We start from the raw sequence: 14,776 nt of genomic DNA on the forward strand, positions 1-14,776 counted from the left end.
GCGCCACTCTACTGCCCGGGAACGAGATCCCCGATCCGCGCCGGAAAACCCGCAACGGGCCCGACGACGATGATCGCCGGCGGTCGGACGTTCTCCTCGCGGACCCGGTCCGCGACGGTCTCGAGGTCGGCGTGGACGACGCGCTGCGACCGCGTCGTCCCCTCCTGGATCGCGACGACCGGGGTGTCGGCGGGCCGACCGTGCGCGATCAGCACCTCGGCGAACGAGTCGATCCGCTCGACGGCCATGAGCAGTACGAGGGTCCCGCGCAGGCGAGCGAGCGAGGGCCAGTCGATCAACGACTCGGGATGGTCGGGCCGCAGGTGCCCGCTGACGACGACGAATTCGTGCGTGACGCCCCGGTGGGTCACCGGCACCCCCGCGGCCGACGGGACCGAGATCGCACTGGTGATGCCGGGGACGACGGTGACGGGCACACCCGCCGCCGTGCAGGCCTCGAGCTCCTCGTAGCCGCGTCCGAACACGTAGGGATCGCCGCCCTTGAGCCGCACGACGAACTTGCCGGCCTTGCCGTGGGTGATCAGGGCGTCGTTGATGGCCTCCTGCGCCATGAAGCGCCCGTACGGGATCTTCGAGGCGTCGATCACCTGCACGTGGGGGCCGAGTTCGGCCAGCAGCTCGGGCGGAGCGAGCCGGTCCGCGACCACGACGTCGGCGCGGGCCAGCAGCCGTCGACCGCGCACGGTGATGAGATCCGGATCGCCCGGGCCGCCGCCGACGAGTGCGACGCCGGCCACCTCGGGCTCCGCCGCGTCCGCGATTGCGCCCGACTGCAGTCCGTCGAGCACCGCGTTGCGGACCGCGGCGGACCGACGATGCTCGCCGCCGGCGAGGACTCCCACGGTGAGACCGTCGTACTCCGCGCTGGCGGGCGTGACGGCGGTGCCGTCGCGGGCGACGTCGGCCCGCACGCAGAAGATTCGATCCCGCTCGGCCTCCGCCACGATCGCGGCGTTGGTGTCGGCCTCGTCCGTGCAGGCGATGGCGTACCAGGCACCGGCGAGGTCGCCGTCGCGGTAGTCACGCACCTCGAGCTCGATCTGCCCGAAATCGGCGAGGGCATCGACGGCCGGTGTCGCCTCCCGCGCGATCACGGTCACCTTCGCGCCGCACGAGATCAGCAACGGCAGTCGGCGCTGCGCGACACTGCCGCCGCCGACGACCACGACGCGGCGACCGGCCAGGTTCAGCCCCACCAAGTAGGGGGAATCGGTCGCATCCACGTCGCGGAACCCTACTGCAGCACCGCGTGACCGGCCGGGCGACCGGGGACCCGGGACGGGCTCAGCGGCGGCGTGCGCCCGACGGCGTGAGGTCGAATTCCGCGGTGGTGCGCAAGGTCTGTCGCCCGTCGGCGACCGCCGCGTGGTCGACGCGCAGAAGCAACGCCTGCGAGTCGGTGGTGAGCGACATCACGCCGTTGTCGAACCACGGACCGGCCTCGGTCTCCCAGCGCGCGTGCACGGGTTCCACTTTCGCGCGGCGCGCGAGCCGTTCGAGCGCCCGCGCCACGGGTTGGCGGATCGCGAGGCGGTTCACGGCTCGAATCGGCAGATCCAGCGGGTTCCGGAACGGCGACATCGTCAGCTGATAGAGCGCGGTGGACGTCGGCACGCGGGTCTCCGCTCGGGCCACGTAGGAGCAGTGCACGTCACCCGAGAGCCACACGAGCGAACGCGGGGCCTGCGGCCCGGTGACCAGCTCGTCGACCAGATCGACCATGTCCGCGAACGACGTGCCGAACGCCGCCCAGTGCTCGAGGTCGAGGGCGATCCGCAGCTTCTCCCCCACCGCGGCCGCTCGACGACCCCACGCGCCCTGCGCGACCGCCTCGTTCCACTGCTCGATGTTGTGCAGGCCCGGCAGCATGAGGAACGGCAACGACGAGCCGAGCAGGACGTGCTCGGTGTCCGCCGACAGTGCCTTCTCCCGGACCCAGGCCCACTCGGTGTCGTCGACCATCGCCCGCCGCTCCGGCCTCAGGTCCCGCGAGCACCGCGAGTCGATCATGATCAGTCGGGTGTTGCCCATGTCACGGTGGTAGCTCCACCGTGCCGACGACGGCTCGCTGTCGGCCCGCAGCGCGAACTCCGCGAGCAGTTTTTCCCGCTCGGCGTCCGATGTCGCCGCCCGCACCGCGGCGTACATCTCGTCCTGTTCGAGCTCCTGCGGGGACAGATTGCCCAGGTGTTGGTAGACCCAGTACGACGAGAAGGCGCCGATGACCCGGTCCTCCCACCAGGGGGCCCGCGTGACCTCCGCCCGCCAGTCGGCGGAGGAGTTCCAGTCGTCCCGCAGGTCGTGGTCGTCGAGGATCATGCACGTGGGCACGGTGGCCAGGAGCTCGCGAACACGGAGATCCCCCCAGGACTCCTGGTAGAGCCAGGTGTACTCCTCGAAGTCGCAGATCTCGTCCTCGACCTCCTCCGACCGTGCACCGGCCACCCGTTCCCCGGCTGCCCGGCGGGCGTGGAGGCGGTCGACGATCTCCGGCGAGGGATCGTCGGCGTAGACCTGGTCGCCGAGGAAGACCAGCAGATCCGGCCAGAGCGAGGACTCCTGGTCCCGCACGCGATCGGCCAGCCCCACCAGGGCGTCCGCGCCGATGCGCGTCAGCGCCTCCTCGCTGTAGGTGTCCCCTCGACGGCAGGATCCGAAGGCCACCGTGATCGGACCGTCGGATCGCTGCGTGTGCACGACGGCACGACGCCCGGCCGCGGGCCACACCTGGTCACCGTCGATCGAGACCGTGTAGTCGACGACGGAGTCCGCGGGCAGGCCCTCCACGGCGACGAGGGCGTAGTGATGGCCGTGCAGGCCCCAGGTGGGTTCCTCGACGCGCCTCGTCTCGCCCGAGTCGGCCCGCGTCTGCACCGCCACCGTGCAGGCGCGATCGGTCTCGACCCAGAACGTGGCGCGGTCGCAGTCGACGTAGCGCACCAGGGGGCCGAGGAGGAGTCGGCCGTCGATGTCCGTCATTCCGTCCAGAGTGCCACTCCCGGCGGGGATGGCGAGCGACCCGGAGGAATTCGGGGGATTCACCCGAAGCGGACGGACCGAGCGGCCCCGACGAAGCGCGTCAGCGCCGACGCCGTCGCCACCGGATGGGTGTGCAGGTAGGACGCATGCACGCGTCCCGAGACGCTGACCGCACCCTCGCGTACCGTCACTCCGTCCCGCCGCCATCCCCACGCCGGGGCGTGGTCGCCGGCGCGCACGACGCGCGTGCGATGGAACTCGTGACCCGTCACTCTGGTCCCGGCGTCGAAGAGCACGGAGTCGGTCAGCGCGACGGCGTCGCGGTAGCCGAGAGTCAGACCCGACCCGAACTCCGCGTCCAGATCGAACACCCCCGCCATCGCGTGGCCGTCCAGGGCGGCGGCGAGGTAGAGCAGCCCGGCGCACTCGCCGTGGATCGGCGCGCCGCGGTCGGCGAGGGCACGGACGTCCGTCGACAACCCCTCGTTCGCGGCGAGGTCCTCCGCGTGCAGTTCGGGGAAACCGCCCGGCACCACCAGGCCCGCGACACCGTCGGGCAGCCGGTCGTGGCGCGGGTCGATCGTCACCACGTCGGCACCCGCGGCGACGAGCACCTCCTGGTGCTCGGTGTAGCCGAAGGTGAACGCGGGCCCACCTGCCACGGCGATCGTCGGACCCGGGCCGGAGGGGACCTCGCCGACGGCGGCGTCGGGCGACCAGGGCGTCGCCGCCGGAACGGACGCCGTGCGCCCTAGCCGGACCACCGCGTCGAGATCGACGTGTCGGGCCACCAGCGCCGCCATCGCGTCGACCGCGGCCACCGCCGCCGTCCCGTGCTCGGCAGCGGTCACCAGGCCGAGGTGGCGGGAGGGCACGTCGAGGGCGCCGGACCGCGGGATCGCGCCGATCACGGGCACGCCCACCCGCTCGCACGCCTGCCGGAGCACGGCCTCGTGACGCGCGCTGCCGACCTTGTTGAGGACCACTCCGCCCAGGCGCACGCCGGGGTCGTGCGTCGCGAAGCCGTGCACCACCGCGCCGACGCTCTGGCTCTGTCCGCGGGCGTCGATCACGAGGATCACCGGCGCCCCGATCGTCGTCGCCACCGCGGCGGTGGATCCCTCCGCGGCCGGACCGACGGCGGCGGTGTCGTCGGGCGCGATCCGCCCGTCGAACAGCCCCATCACGCCCTCGACCACCGCGATATCGCAGTCCCGCGCTCCCCACCGCACCATCGGGACCAGGGCGTCGACGCCGACCATCACCGCGTCGAGATTGCGCCCGGGGCGCCCGGCCGCCACCGCGTGATAGCCGGGGTCGATGTAGTCCGGTCCCACCTTGAACGGGGCGACCCGATGCCCGGCCCGGCGGAGCGCGCCCATGATGCCCGTGGCGATCGTGGTCTTGCCGCTTCCCGACGACGGAGCGGCCACCACGACGGCCGCCAGGGACTCGGTCACCACTCGATACCGCGCTGGCCCTTGCGGCCGGCGTCCATGGGGTGCTTGACCTTCGCCATCTCGGTCACCAGATCGGCGGCGTCCATCAACGCGGCCGGCGCGTTGCGACCGGTGATCACGACGTGCTGATTCCCCGGCCGGGAGGTGAGCGTCTGCACCACCTCGTCGACGTCGATCCACCCCCAGTGCAGCGGGTAGGTGAACTCGTCGAGGACGTAGAAACGGTGCCGTTCCTCCGCGATGCGCGTCGCGATCTCACGCCAGCCCTCGCGGGCGTCCTCGGCGTGGTCGACCTCGTCGCCCTGCTTGCGCGACCAGGACCAACCGGACCCCATCTTGTGCCACTCGACCGCGCCGCCGGCACCGGTACTCGTGTGCAGGTCACCGAGCGTGCGGAAGACCGATTCCTCGCCGACTTTCCACTTCGCGCTCTTGACGAACTGGAAGACCGCGACGTCGAAACCCTGGTTCCACGCCCGCAACGCCATCCCGAAGGCGGCGGTCGACTTGCCCTTCCCGGCGCCGGTGTGGACGGCGAGGACGGGCTGGTTGCGACGCTGCCGGGTGGTCAGACCGTCGTCGGGAACGCTGCCGGGCAGCGGCACACCTCGGGGCACGGGGACTTCTCTCGCGTCAGGCCGCGGCGGCGCGGACCACGCCCGCGACACTCGCCGACGACAGTTCGGGCAGGGTGACATGCGTTCCGCGCAGCGCCCGCGCCAGGTCCCGGGCGAGACCGAGCCGCACCATGCCGGTCTCGCAGTCGACCACGACGGACGCGACCGAGTCGGACGCCAGCGCGGCCGCGGCGCGCCGAGCGCGGTCGACGGGGTCGGGGCCACCGGTGGCGCGGCCGTCGGTGACCGTGACCACGAGAGCACGACGGCCGGGCTCGCGCACCCGCTCCCGCGCCACGACCTCGCGCGCGGTGAGGAAGCCGGACGCCAGTGGCGTGCGGCCGCCGGTGCGCGCGCGGCGCAGCCGAGTGACGGCGACGTCCACCGAGCGCGTGGGCGGCACCAGGATCTCGGCGTCGGTACCACGCACGGAGACGACGGCGACCCGATCGCGACGCTGGTAGGCGTCACGCAACAGTGAGACGACGGCACCGGTCACGGCCTCGAGCCGGTCCCGTGCCGCCATGGACCCGGAGGCGTCGACGACGAAGACGATGGTGTTGCCCTCGCGGCCCTCGCGCTCCGCGCCCCGCAGGTCCGCACCCGCGATGGACAGTCGACCCGACGCCGTGGGGCTCCGACGCTCGGCCGCGCGCAGCAGCGTGCCCACCAGATGCAAGCTGCCTCCGGCGAACTCGGTGGCGCGCACGGTGCGTCCGCTGGTGGTGCGGGCCCGTGATCGCCGTCCCGGCGACCCCTCGCCCACCCCGTCGATCTGCAGCAGTCGGGTGTCGAAGCTCGCGCCGATGGACGCCGGGTTCGTTCCGCTGGGGGTGCGGCGGTCGGTGGACTCGTCGGACTGCTCGGGCGTTGCCGGCGACGGATCCGTCGCGTCGGGCGAGTCCGTCGGATCGGGCGCACCGCCCCCGCCGTCGGGTCCGTCGCCGTCGGGATCGGGATCCGGGTCCGGTTCGTGCTCGGCGACGGACTCGGCCGCCTTGTCCATGGCGTCGTCGACGGCGCCGTCGTCGAGCCCGGGAGCGTCGAACGGGTCGCGCCGACGTCGGTGCGGCAGCGCGAGTTCGACCGCCACGCGGACGTCGTCCTCGCTGACCTCGTCCGCGCCCAGCCACGCAGCGTGGGCAACGGCCGTGCGGGCGACGACGAGGTCCCCCCGCATGCCGTCGACGTCGAACGCCGCACAGACGGCGGCGATCCGCCGCAGTTCGGTCTCGGGCAACACGACGGAGTCCAGTCGAGCTCGAGCGTCGGCGATGCGCTCGGCCACGGCGGCGTCGGCGTCGGCGTACCGCTGACCGAACGCGACGGGATCGAGCTCGAAGTCCAGGCGTCGACGGACGACGTCCATCCGGGTGTCGACGTCGCGCGATGCGGCGACGTCGACCGCCAGTCCGAACCGGTCGAGCAACTGCGGGCGGAGCTCGCCCTCCTCCGGGTTCATGGTGCCGACCAGGACGAACCTCGACGGATAGGAGCGTGAGATGCCGTCGCGCTCCACGTGGACCCGGCCCATGGCCGCCGCGTCGAGCAGGAGGTCGACCAGATGGTCGTGGAGGAGGTTGACCTCGTCGACGTAGAGGATGCCGCGATCCGCCGACGCGAGAAGGCCGGGCGTGAACGCACGCGTGCCGTCCTGCACGATCCGCTCGAAGTCGATGGACCCGACGACGCGGTCCTCGGTGGCGCCGACGGGCAGTTCGACAAGACGGGCGGGGCGCTCGCCGTCGTCGTCACGCACGGGCGGCAGCAACGCCGCCAGAGCACGGACGGCCGTGGACTTCGCGGTGCCCTTCTCGCCGCGCACGACCACGCCGCCGATGCCGGGGTGCACGGCACAGAGCGTGAGAGCGAGCAGCAGGCGATCCTGGCCGACCACGGCCGAGAAGGGATAGCCGACGGTCACTTGTCCTGCCACGGGCTCCCGCCGCCGCGGCGCATCGGGGTGTGCGGGATGCCGTCCTCGAGCACCTCTTCGCCGTCGGGGACGAAACCGTGTTTGGCGTACATCTCCACCAGGTAGCTCTGGGCGTTGATGCGGCAGGGCGCCGAGCCGACCTCGGCCAACGCGGCGCGCAGCAGCCGGGTGGTGTGACCCTGGCCGCGGGAGGAGCGGTGCGTGCAGAGGCGTCCGATGCGGAAGGACGTCGAGCCGTCGTCGTGCTCCTCGAGCAGGCGGAGAGTGCAGACCACCTCACCGTCTCGCTCGAGCCAGAAGTGCCGCGTGTCGGACAGCAGGTCCTTGCCGTCGAGCTCGGGATAAGCGCAGGCCTGCTCGACCACGAACACCTCGACACGCAGCTTCAGCAGCTCGTAGAGGGTGCGATTCGACAGGTCCTGTGCCCAGGAACGCTTGAGTGCTGCAGTCGCTGTGACCATGTCAGAGTGCTACCACACCATCCGCGGCCGAAGCGACTCCGCGGTCCGCGGCACTCCGGTCCAGATGCAGCACACGCGTGGTGTGGGCCCAGACCTCGTCGAACAGGCGCGGGTTCTCGGCGAGCTTGGTCCCGAGGGAGGGCACCATGTCCGTCAGCGTCGGCTTCCAGGACTCGTAGCGGTCGGCGAAGCACCGCTGCATCACCTCGAGCATCGCGGGCACCGCGGTGGACGCACCCGGAGAGGCACCGAGGAGGCCCGCGATGGTGCCGTCGCCGGCGTTCACCACGGCCGTGCCGAACTCCAGCACCCCGCCCTTGCCCTTGCGGCGGATGACCTGGACACGCTGACCGGCGGTGACGAGCTCGAAGTCCTCGCCCTTGGCCCGCGGCATGAACTCGCGAAGCGTGTCGACGCGGTCGTCCTCGGACTGGAGGAGCTCGCCGATGAGGTACTTGGTGAGGGCCATCTCGGTCATGCCGACGCCGAGCATGGAGAAGAGGTTGTTCGGCTTGACCGAGCCGATGAGGTCGGTCATCTTGCCGTTCTTGAGGAACTTCGGCGACCACCCGGCGTAGGGACCGAACAGCAGACCCGGCTTGCCGGCGATCACGCGGGTGTCGAGGTGCGGCACGGACATCGGCGGCGCACCCACGGACGCCTTGCCGTAGACCTTCGCCGAATGCTGCTGCACCAGTGCGGGATTGGTGCACCGCAACCACTCACCGCTGACCGGGAAGCCGCCGAAGCCCTTGGCCTCGGAGATGCCCGACTTCTGCAGCAACGGCAGGGCGCCGCCACCGGCACCCACGAAGACGAACTTGGCGACGATGGTGCGCGTCGCCCCGGTGCGGCCGTTGCGCACCTTGACCGTCCACGACCCGTCGGAATTCTTGGACAGGTCCCGGACCTCGTGCCCGAAGTCGATCGACGCGCCGACCGCACCCAGGTTGTTGAGCAGCTGCTTGGTGAGGGCGCCGAAATCGACGTCGGTGCCGCCGTCGGACCAGTTCAGCGCAATCGGGTCGGAGAAGTCGCGGCCCGCCGCCATCAGTGGGAGTCGACGCGAGAACTCGTCCGCGTCGTCGATGTACTCCATGTCGGGGAACAGCGGGTTGGTCGCGAGCGCGTCGTACCGGGCGCGGAGGTACTTCACGTTGTCCGCGCCGTGGACGAAGCTCACGTGCGGAATGGGGTTGATGAAGTTCTCGGGGTCGTTCAACACCCCGGTCTCGACGGCGTGGGCCCACCACTGCCGCGACACCTGGAACTGCTCGTTCACGGTGAGCGCCTTGGTGATGTCGACCGAGCCGTCCTTCTGCTGCGGCGTGTAGTTCAGCTCGCACAGAGCCGAGTGCCCGGTCCCGGCGTTGTTCCACGGATCGGAGCTCTCGGCCGCGGCGGCGTCGAGGCGCTCGAACAACCCGATCGACCAGGTCGGCTCCACCTGGTGCAGCAAAGTGCCCAGCGTGGCACTCATGATGCCGGCGCCGATGAGCACGACGTCGAGCTTCTCCGACGACGCGGACTGCGGGTTCTGCTTGTGTTCGGCCACGGCTGGATCGACTTCCTTCGCCTCGAGTTCTGTCCACGGCACGCGCCGCGCCCCGCGTCGCGCCACCGGCGTGTACCCGATTGTGCCCCTCGCGACCCCCGTCTCACGCCATCTACTGTGTGAGGGTGACTACATGGGCGCCCGACGTACTCGGTGACGACTACGAGCAACTGACCATACCGCTCGGCCCCGACCCCGACGGCGAGGGACAGGTCCGGGCCACCCTCGTCCGGTCGCGACGGTCGCCGTCCGGACCCCGCGGCGCCGTGCTCTACGTCCACGGGTTCACCGACTACTTCTTCCAGCGCCACCTCGCCGAGCACTTCGTCGACCGCGGCTACGCCTTCTACGCCCTCGATCTACGCAAGTGCGGCCGCTCCCTGGACGACGGACAGTCGCCGCACTTCGTCTCCGACCTCGAGCTGTACGACGCGGAACTGTCCCGCGCGCTCGACATCGTCCGCGAGGAGACCGGAGCACCGGTGCTGCTCGCGGCCCACTCGACGGGTGGGCTGATCGTGCCGCTGTGGCTGGACCGGCTCGAGCACGCCGGCGGCAGCGCCGCCGCGGGAGTGTCCGGACTCGTACTGAACAGCCCGTGGTTCGACCTGCAGGGGCCGCCGTTGGCGCGGAGTGTGGGCACCGTCGCCCTCGGGGTACTGGGCAAGCTCGCACCCAAGCGTGATCTGCCGGGCGCCGGACTGGACACCTACGGCTCGTCGATCAGCGCGCAGGCGCAGGGCGACTGGAGCTACGACCTGTCCTGGAAGCCCCTGGCGGGCTTCCCCATCAAGCTGGGATGGATCCGCGCGGTGCGGCGTGGCCACGCGCGACTGCATCGAGGACTCGACATCGGCGTGCCGTCGTTGATCCTGCGGTCCAAGGTGACCCGCTTCTCCAAGAAATACATCCCCGACGTCGACGCCGCGGACGCCGTGCTCGACGTGCGCCAGATCGCGCGGTGGGCCGGCTGCCTCGGTAACCGCACCACGGTCGTGCCCGTCGAGGGCGCGCGGCACGACGTCTTCCTCTCCACCGACGAGCCTCTCGCGCAGGCGTTCCGTGAGCTCGACGCGTGGCTCGACGATCACGAGGCCCGAGCGGCCGGGACCACCGGAGACCGTGCAGGGGCCGCGATCGGCGGCGACCACGCCGAGATGGCGACCGGCGCATGAGCGCGAACGAGCAGCACGTCGACGTCGCGATCATCGGCTCCGGATCCGCCAACACCATCCTCGACGAGCGGTTCGACGGTCTGTCCGTCGCCATGTTCGAGGAGTCGATCTTCGGCGGCACCTGCATCAACGTCGGCTGCATCCCCACCAAGATGTTCGTCTACGCCGCCGAGGTCGCGAACACCGTGCGCCGCGCGGAGCGCTACGGCATCGACGCCCGCATCGAGCGGGTCCGCTGGCAGGACATCGTCGACCGAGTCTTCGGTCGTATCGACCCCATCGCCGAGGGCGGCGAGAACTACCGCCGCGGCGACGGCTCCCCCAACGTCACGCTGTACTCCTCGCACGCCACGTTCGTCGGGCCGCGGCGGATCGACGCCGGCGACGGGCGCATCGTCACGGCGGACCGCGTCGTCGTCGGCGCCGGCTCCCGCCCGGTGATCCCCGAGGCCATCGCCGCCAGCGGCGTGCGGTATCACACCAACGACGACATCATGCGGCTGCCGGAGCTGCCGGAACACCTGATCGTCGTCGGGTCGGGCTACATCGCGGCCGAGTTCGCGCACGTGTTCTCCGCCCTCGGCTCCCGCGTCACCGTGCTCGTCCGCAAGGACCGCATGTTGCGCAAATCCGACGAGGAGATCTCCGCCCACTTCACCGACCTCGCCGCCGCCAAGTGGGACGTGCGGTGCGGAGTCGAGGCCGTGGACGCGCGCGAGGACGGCACCAGCGTCGTCGTGACGCTGTCCGACGGCACCGAGGTCACCGGCGACGCACTCCTCGTCGCCGCGGGACGAACCCCCAACGGCGACCGCATCGGTGCCGACGTCGCCGGTATCGAGTTACACGACGACGGCCGCATCCGCGTCGACGAATTCGGCCGCACCACCGCCGAGGGCGTCTTCGCCCTGGGTGACGTGTCGTCGCCCTACCAGCTCAAACACGTCGCCAACGCCGAGGCACGCGTCGTACAGGAGAACGTGCTGCGGCCCGACTGGACCGACACCGCGGGATGGGCGACGTTCGACCACCGCTACGTCCCGTCGGCGATCTTCACCGACCCGATGATCGCCGAGGTCGGCCTCACCGAGCGCGACGCCCGCGACCAGGGCTACGACGTCGCCGTCAAGGTTCAGAAGTACGCCGACGTCGCCTACGGCTGGGCCATGGAGGACCGCGAGGGGCTGTGCAAGGTCGTCGCGGACCGCTCCACCGGGCGTCTGCTCGGCGCGCACATCATCGGCGAGCAGGCCCCGACGGTGATTCAGCCCCTCATCCAGGCCATCACGTTCGGGCAGACCGTCCGAGAGATCGCCCGCGGCCAGTACTGGATCCACCCCGCCCTCCCCGAGGTGGTGGAGAACGCACTCCTGGGCCTCGACCTCTAGCCGGGGGCCGGATCCGCGCCGGTTCCAGCGATCCGCGTCGGCTGCAGCAGCAGCGGCTGACTGGAACTCGCGCGGATCGAGCCGCACCCCTAGCGCAGCACTTGCCCACCGGCCTGAACCCAGTGCTCCGGCCCCGCACCCCGATCCGCGCCGGTTCCAGCAATCCGTGTCGACTGCAGCAGCAGCGGCTGACTGGAACTCGCGCGGATCCAGCTGCACCCCTAGCGCAGCACTTGCCCACCGGTCTCAGCCCAGTGCTCCGGCCCCGACTCCGATCCGCGTCGGTTCCAGCGATCCGCGTGGGCTGCAGTAGCAGCGGATGACTGGAACTCGCGCGGATTCAGCGGCTACCCGATCCCGCAGCAGCGGATGACTGGAACCGCCGCGGATCGAGCTGCACCCGATTCCCTGCACTTACCCGCCGGTCTCAGCCCCGCGCTACGGCCCCCGCACCCGATCCGCGCCGATTCCAGCGATCCGCGTCGGCTGCAGCAACGGCGGATGACTGCAACAGACGCGAATCGCGCAGCAGCTCTACCAGGCGCTGGTCCGCATGACGATCTCCGTGGCCAGGGCGGCGGCCGCAGCGGAGGGGTCGGTGGTGTCGAGCGGCATCACCCGGTAGTCGCCGTAGACGTAGCGGCTGCTGGCGGAGGCATCGTCCTGCGCGGACGGGTCGGTCACCACCATCGTGGTGCGCAGTTCGACTGCGGGACAGGACGTGTCGCCGTGAACGGCGGGGTGTCCGCGGTCGATCACCACCAGACTGGACACGCGGCCGAAGGTACGGGCGGCCAGTGACCAGGCCCGGTCGGCGCCGTCCCCGCGGCCGACCAGGTTGACCCAGGGCAGCCCGAGGGCGTCGAGCAGCGCGATCAGGTCGCTGTCCCCGAGAGCGACGCCCGGCTCGACCACGAAGGTACGCAGATCGGATGTCGTGAGCCGGGATGCGGTGTCGTCGAACGAGTCCGGCGCTCCGGTCGATCCCGGGAGGAGCAGGACGGCGTGTCCGCTGTCGGGACCGTCGACTCGCACCTCGACGTCTCCGGCGGGCACCGACACGGTCTGCTTCTGCATGGTCAGCGACGCTACCCGAGCGAAGCCTTGCACCGCCGCCTGCAAGCTTCTATGGTTAGTTACATGAGTAATGAACCACCTAACCAATGGACCCGGTGGTCATCGTGATCGACGACGGTCGCCCGATCTTCCTGCAGATCGCCGAGATGATCGAGAACTCGATCATCGACGGATCACTGGCCGAGGAAGCGCAAGTGCCGTCGACCAACGAACTGGCCGCGTTCCACCGCATCAATCCCGCCACCGCCGGCAAGGGGCTCGGACATCTCGTCGCGGACGGCATCCTCTACAAGAAGCGAGGTATCGGAATGTTCGTCACCACGGGCGCACGCGACGCGCTGCGCTTCCGGCGCCGTGAGCGATTCGCCGACCAGTACGTCACTCCGTTGGTCGCCGAGGCGCGCAAGCTCGGCCTCGGTCCCGACGAGATCATGACCATGATCGCCGACCGCGCGGCCGCACCGGCTCCGGCATCCGGGGAGGGAGCACGATGAGCGCCCCGGTGGTGTCGGTCCGCAACCTGCGCAAGAGCTTTCGGGACGTCGGCTCCCGACGAAACATCGATGCCCTCGTCGACGTGTCCTTCGACGTGCACGAGCACGGCATCCACGGCCTCCTGGGCCGCAACGGCGCCGGCAAGACCACGCTCCTGCAGATCCTCACGGGGCAGCAGTGGGCGGACGACGGAGAGGTGTCGGTGTTCGGTGGCAGCCCCTTCGAGAACGCGACGGTCCTGCGTGACGTCTGCTTCGTCAAGGAGAGTCAGCGGTACCCGGACGACTTCCGCGTGAGTCAGGTGCTCGACGCCGCGGCCGCGATCCTGCCGCGGTGGGACGAGGCCCTCGCGCGGGATCTCATGGCGGACTTCGATCTTCCCCGCCGACGCAAGGTCAAGAAGCTCTCCCGCGGCATGACGTCGGCACTGGGTGTGGTGGTGGGCCTCGCGTCCCGCGCCCCACTCACCCTGTTCGACGAGCCCTACCTCGGTCTCGACGCGGTCTCCCGGCAGCTGTTCTACGACCGACTCCTGGCCGACTACGCGGAGCACCCCCGCACAGTGGTTCTCTCGACCCACCTGATCGACGAGGTCGCCGATCTGGTGGACCGCGTCGTGGTGGTCGACGGGGGCCGGGTGGTGGTCGACGACGACGCCGAGCAGCTCCGTGGCCGCGCGGTGACCGTCAGCGGGAACGCGGACGGTGTCGCCGACTTCACCATCGAACACACTGTGCTGCAGCACGAGTCGATGGGATCGATGGCCCGCACCACCATCGACGGCCCCCTCTCGCCGGAGTCGCTCGCCGCCGCCCGCGCTGCCGGCCTCCACGTCGATTCGGTGTCCCTCCAGCAATTCGTGGTCGCCAGCACCACCCGTCGGAAGGTGTCCTCGTGAGTACCGCTCTCGCTCCCGCCCCGTCCCGCCTCACGGCCGTCGCCCGGGTGCACGCCCAGAACTGGCAGATCGCGTTCCTGTGGCCGATCGGCATCCTGGCGGTCATCGCCGGCATCACGTGGACCGTGCTCGCGCTGGTCCCCCGAGGCAGCGCGGAGGTCAACACCGGCGGCGCGTCGTTCGTGTTCTTCTTCGGTCTCGTGTTGTTCGCGCAATCGGTGAACCAGTTCTTCCCGTTCGTCTCCGGCCTCGGCGTCACGCGCTGGGAGTTCTTCCGGGCCACCGCCGCCGTGGTCGGTGTCCACGCGCTGCTGTTCGGCACCCTGATGATCGCGCTGTCGCTCGTCGAGCGCACCACCGACGGTTTCGGAGTCGGCATGCGACTGTTCTCGCTCACGGCGCCCGTCGCCGGATCGGTCGTCGTCGAATTTCTGTTCTTCGTCACCCTGATCGCACTGGCGAACACCCTCGGCGTCCTGGCCGGGGCGATCTACCTCCGATGGCGGGCCGTAGGACTGTGGGCCACCGGCCTTCTCCTGACGGTGCTCCTCGGCGTGGTCGTGGTGGTCTTCACCTGGCAGAGCTGGTGGGTGCCGGTGGGCTCGGCCATCGCCGACTCGCCCCGACCGGTCACGATGGTCCTGCTCCCGCTGGCCCTCACCGCGCCGGCCGCGCCCGGCGTGTGGGCGGTGCTGCGGCGGACCACCGTCTGAG

13 protein-coding genes are annotated in these 14,776 nt (G+C 70.7%); 5 read left to right on the forward strand and 8 right to left on the reverse strand.

Translation table 11 applies throughout. The annotated features are described in order from the left end of the window. Positions 1-8: 8 nt before the first annotated feature. The 7 genes from cobA to mqo all read right to left on the reverse strand — a co-directional run bounded on the left by cobA (position 9) and on the right by mqo (position 9,029). Entirely contained in the window at positions 9-1,244 is a 1,236-nt protein-coding gene (gene cobA / locus BMZ18_RS16115) for a uroporphyrinogen-III C-methyltransferase (protein WP_068364553.1), read from the reverse strand. A 61-nt stretch (positions 1,245-1,305) separates the two neighbouring features. Continuing rightward, a complete protein-coding gene (locus BMZ18_RS16120) occupies positions 1,306-3,000 on the reverse strand; it encodes a DUF7800 domain-containing protein (RefSeq protein WP_068364670.1) in 1,695 nt (564 codons plus the stop codon). A gap of 59 nt (positions 3,001-3,059) precedes the next feature. After that, a complete protein-coding gene (locus BMZ18_RS16125; protein ID WP_068364550.1) occupies positions 3,060-4,460 on the reverse strand; it encodes a cobyrinic acid a,c-diamide synthase CobB in 1,401 nt (466 codons plus the stop codon). Continuing rightward, on the reverse strand, positions 4,457-5,077 hold the full coding sequence (cobO, locus tag BMZ18_RS16130) for a cob(I)yrinic acid a,c-diamide adenosyltransferase (RefSeq protein ID WP_068100701.1): 621 nt from the start codon (positions 5,075-5,077) through the stop codon (positions 4,457-4,459). Before cobO ends, BMZ18_RS16125 begins: the two co-directional genes overlap by 4 nt. A gap of 16 nt (positions 5,078-5,093) precedes the next feature. After that, complete coding sequence (locus tag BMZ18_RS16135) at positions 5,094-7,013, reverse strand: VWA domain-containing protein (RefSeq protein ID WP_068364548.1); 1,920 nt, start codon at positions 7,011-7,013, stop codon at positions 5,094-5,096. Continuing rightward, positions 6,998-7,474: a GNAT family N-acetyltransferase gene (locus tag BMZ18_RS16140; RefSeq protein WP_068100697.1), complete on the reverse strand. Its 477-nt coding sequence runs from the start codon at positions 7,472-7,474 to the stop codon at positions 6,998-7,000. The genes BMZ18_RS16135 and BMZ18_RS16140 overlap by 16 nt, the downstream gene beginning before the upstream one ends. Before the next feature lies 1 nt (position 7,475). Beyond that, complete coding sequence (mqo, locus tag BMZ18_RS16145; protein WP_074922306.1) at positions 7,476-9,029, reverse strand: malate dehydrogenase (quinone); 1,554 nt, start codon at positions 9,027-9,029, stop codon at positions 7,476-7,478. 125 nt (positions 9,030-9,154) lie between these two features. On the opposite strand from mqo, the gene BMZ18_RS16150 reads away from it, so the two are divergent. Both BMZ18_RS16150 and mtr read left to right on the forward strand, forming a co-directional pair. Continuing rightward, a complete protein-coding gene (locus BMZ18_RS16150) occupies positions 9,155-10,204 on the forward strand; it encodes an alpha/beta hydrolase (RefSeq protein WP_068364546.1) in 1,050 nt (349 codons plus the stop codon). Further along, positions 10,201-11,592 carry a mycothione reductase gene (gene mtr, locus BMZ18_RS16155; protein ID WP_068364543.1) on the forward strand — a complete coding sequence of 464 codons (1,392 nt, stop codon included), beginning with the start codon at positions 10,201-10,203 and terminating at the stop codon, positions 11,590-11,592. Before BMZ18_RS16150 ends, mtr begins: the two co-directional genes overlap by 4 nt. Before the next feature lie 534 nt (positions 11,593-12,126). On the opposite strand, the gene BMZ18_RS16160 is transcribed toward mtr, so the two are convergent. Continuing rightward, a complete protein-coding gene (locus tag BMZ18_RS16160; RefSeq protein WP_068364541.1) occupies positions 12,127-12,669 on the reverse strand; it encodes an alpha/beta fold hydrolase in 543 nt (180 codons plus the stop codon). Positions 12,670-12,773: 104 nt separating this feature from the next. On the opposite strand from BMZ18_RS16160, the gene BMZ18_RS16165 reads away from it, so the two are divergent. From BMZ18_RS16165 to BMZ18_RS16175, 3 genes are read left to right on the forward strand one after another with little or no spacing between them, the layout of a single operon-like run. Further along, entirely contained in the window at positions 12,774-13,163 is a 390-nt protein-coding gene (locus BMZ18_RS16165) for a GntR family transcriptional regulator (RefSeq protein WP_068364664.1), read from the forward strand. Further along, on the forward strand, positions 13,160-14,062 hold the full coding sequence (locus BMZ18_RS16170; RefSeq protein WP_068364538.1) for an ATP-binding cassette domain-containing protein: 903 nt from the start codon (positions 13,160-13,162) through the stop codon (positions 14,060-14,062). Before BMZ18_RS16165 ends, BMZ18_RS16170 begins: the two co-directional genes overlap by 4 nt. Continuing rightward, positions 14,059-14,775, forward strand: coding sequence for a hypothetical protein (locus BMZ18_RS16175; protein WP_068364535.1), 717 nt, complete (start codon positions 14,059-14,061; stop codon positions 14,773-14,775). Before BMZ18_RS16170 ends, BMZ18_RS16175 begins: the two co-directional genes overlap by 4 nt. Position 14,776: the final 1 nt, after the last annotated feature.

The organism is Rhodococcoides kroppenstedtii, from assembly GCF_900111805.1.
Classification (GTDB): domain Bacteria; phylum Actinomycetota; class Actinomycetes; order Mycobacteriales; family Mycobacteriaceae; genus Rhodococcoides; species Rhodococcoides kroppenstedtii.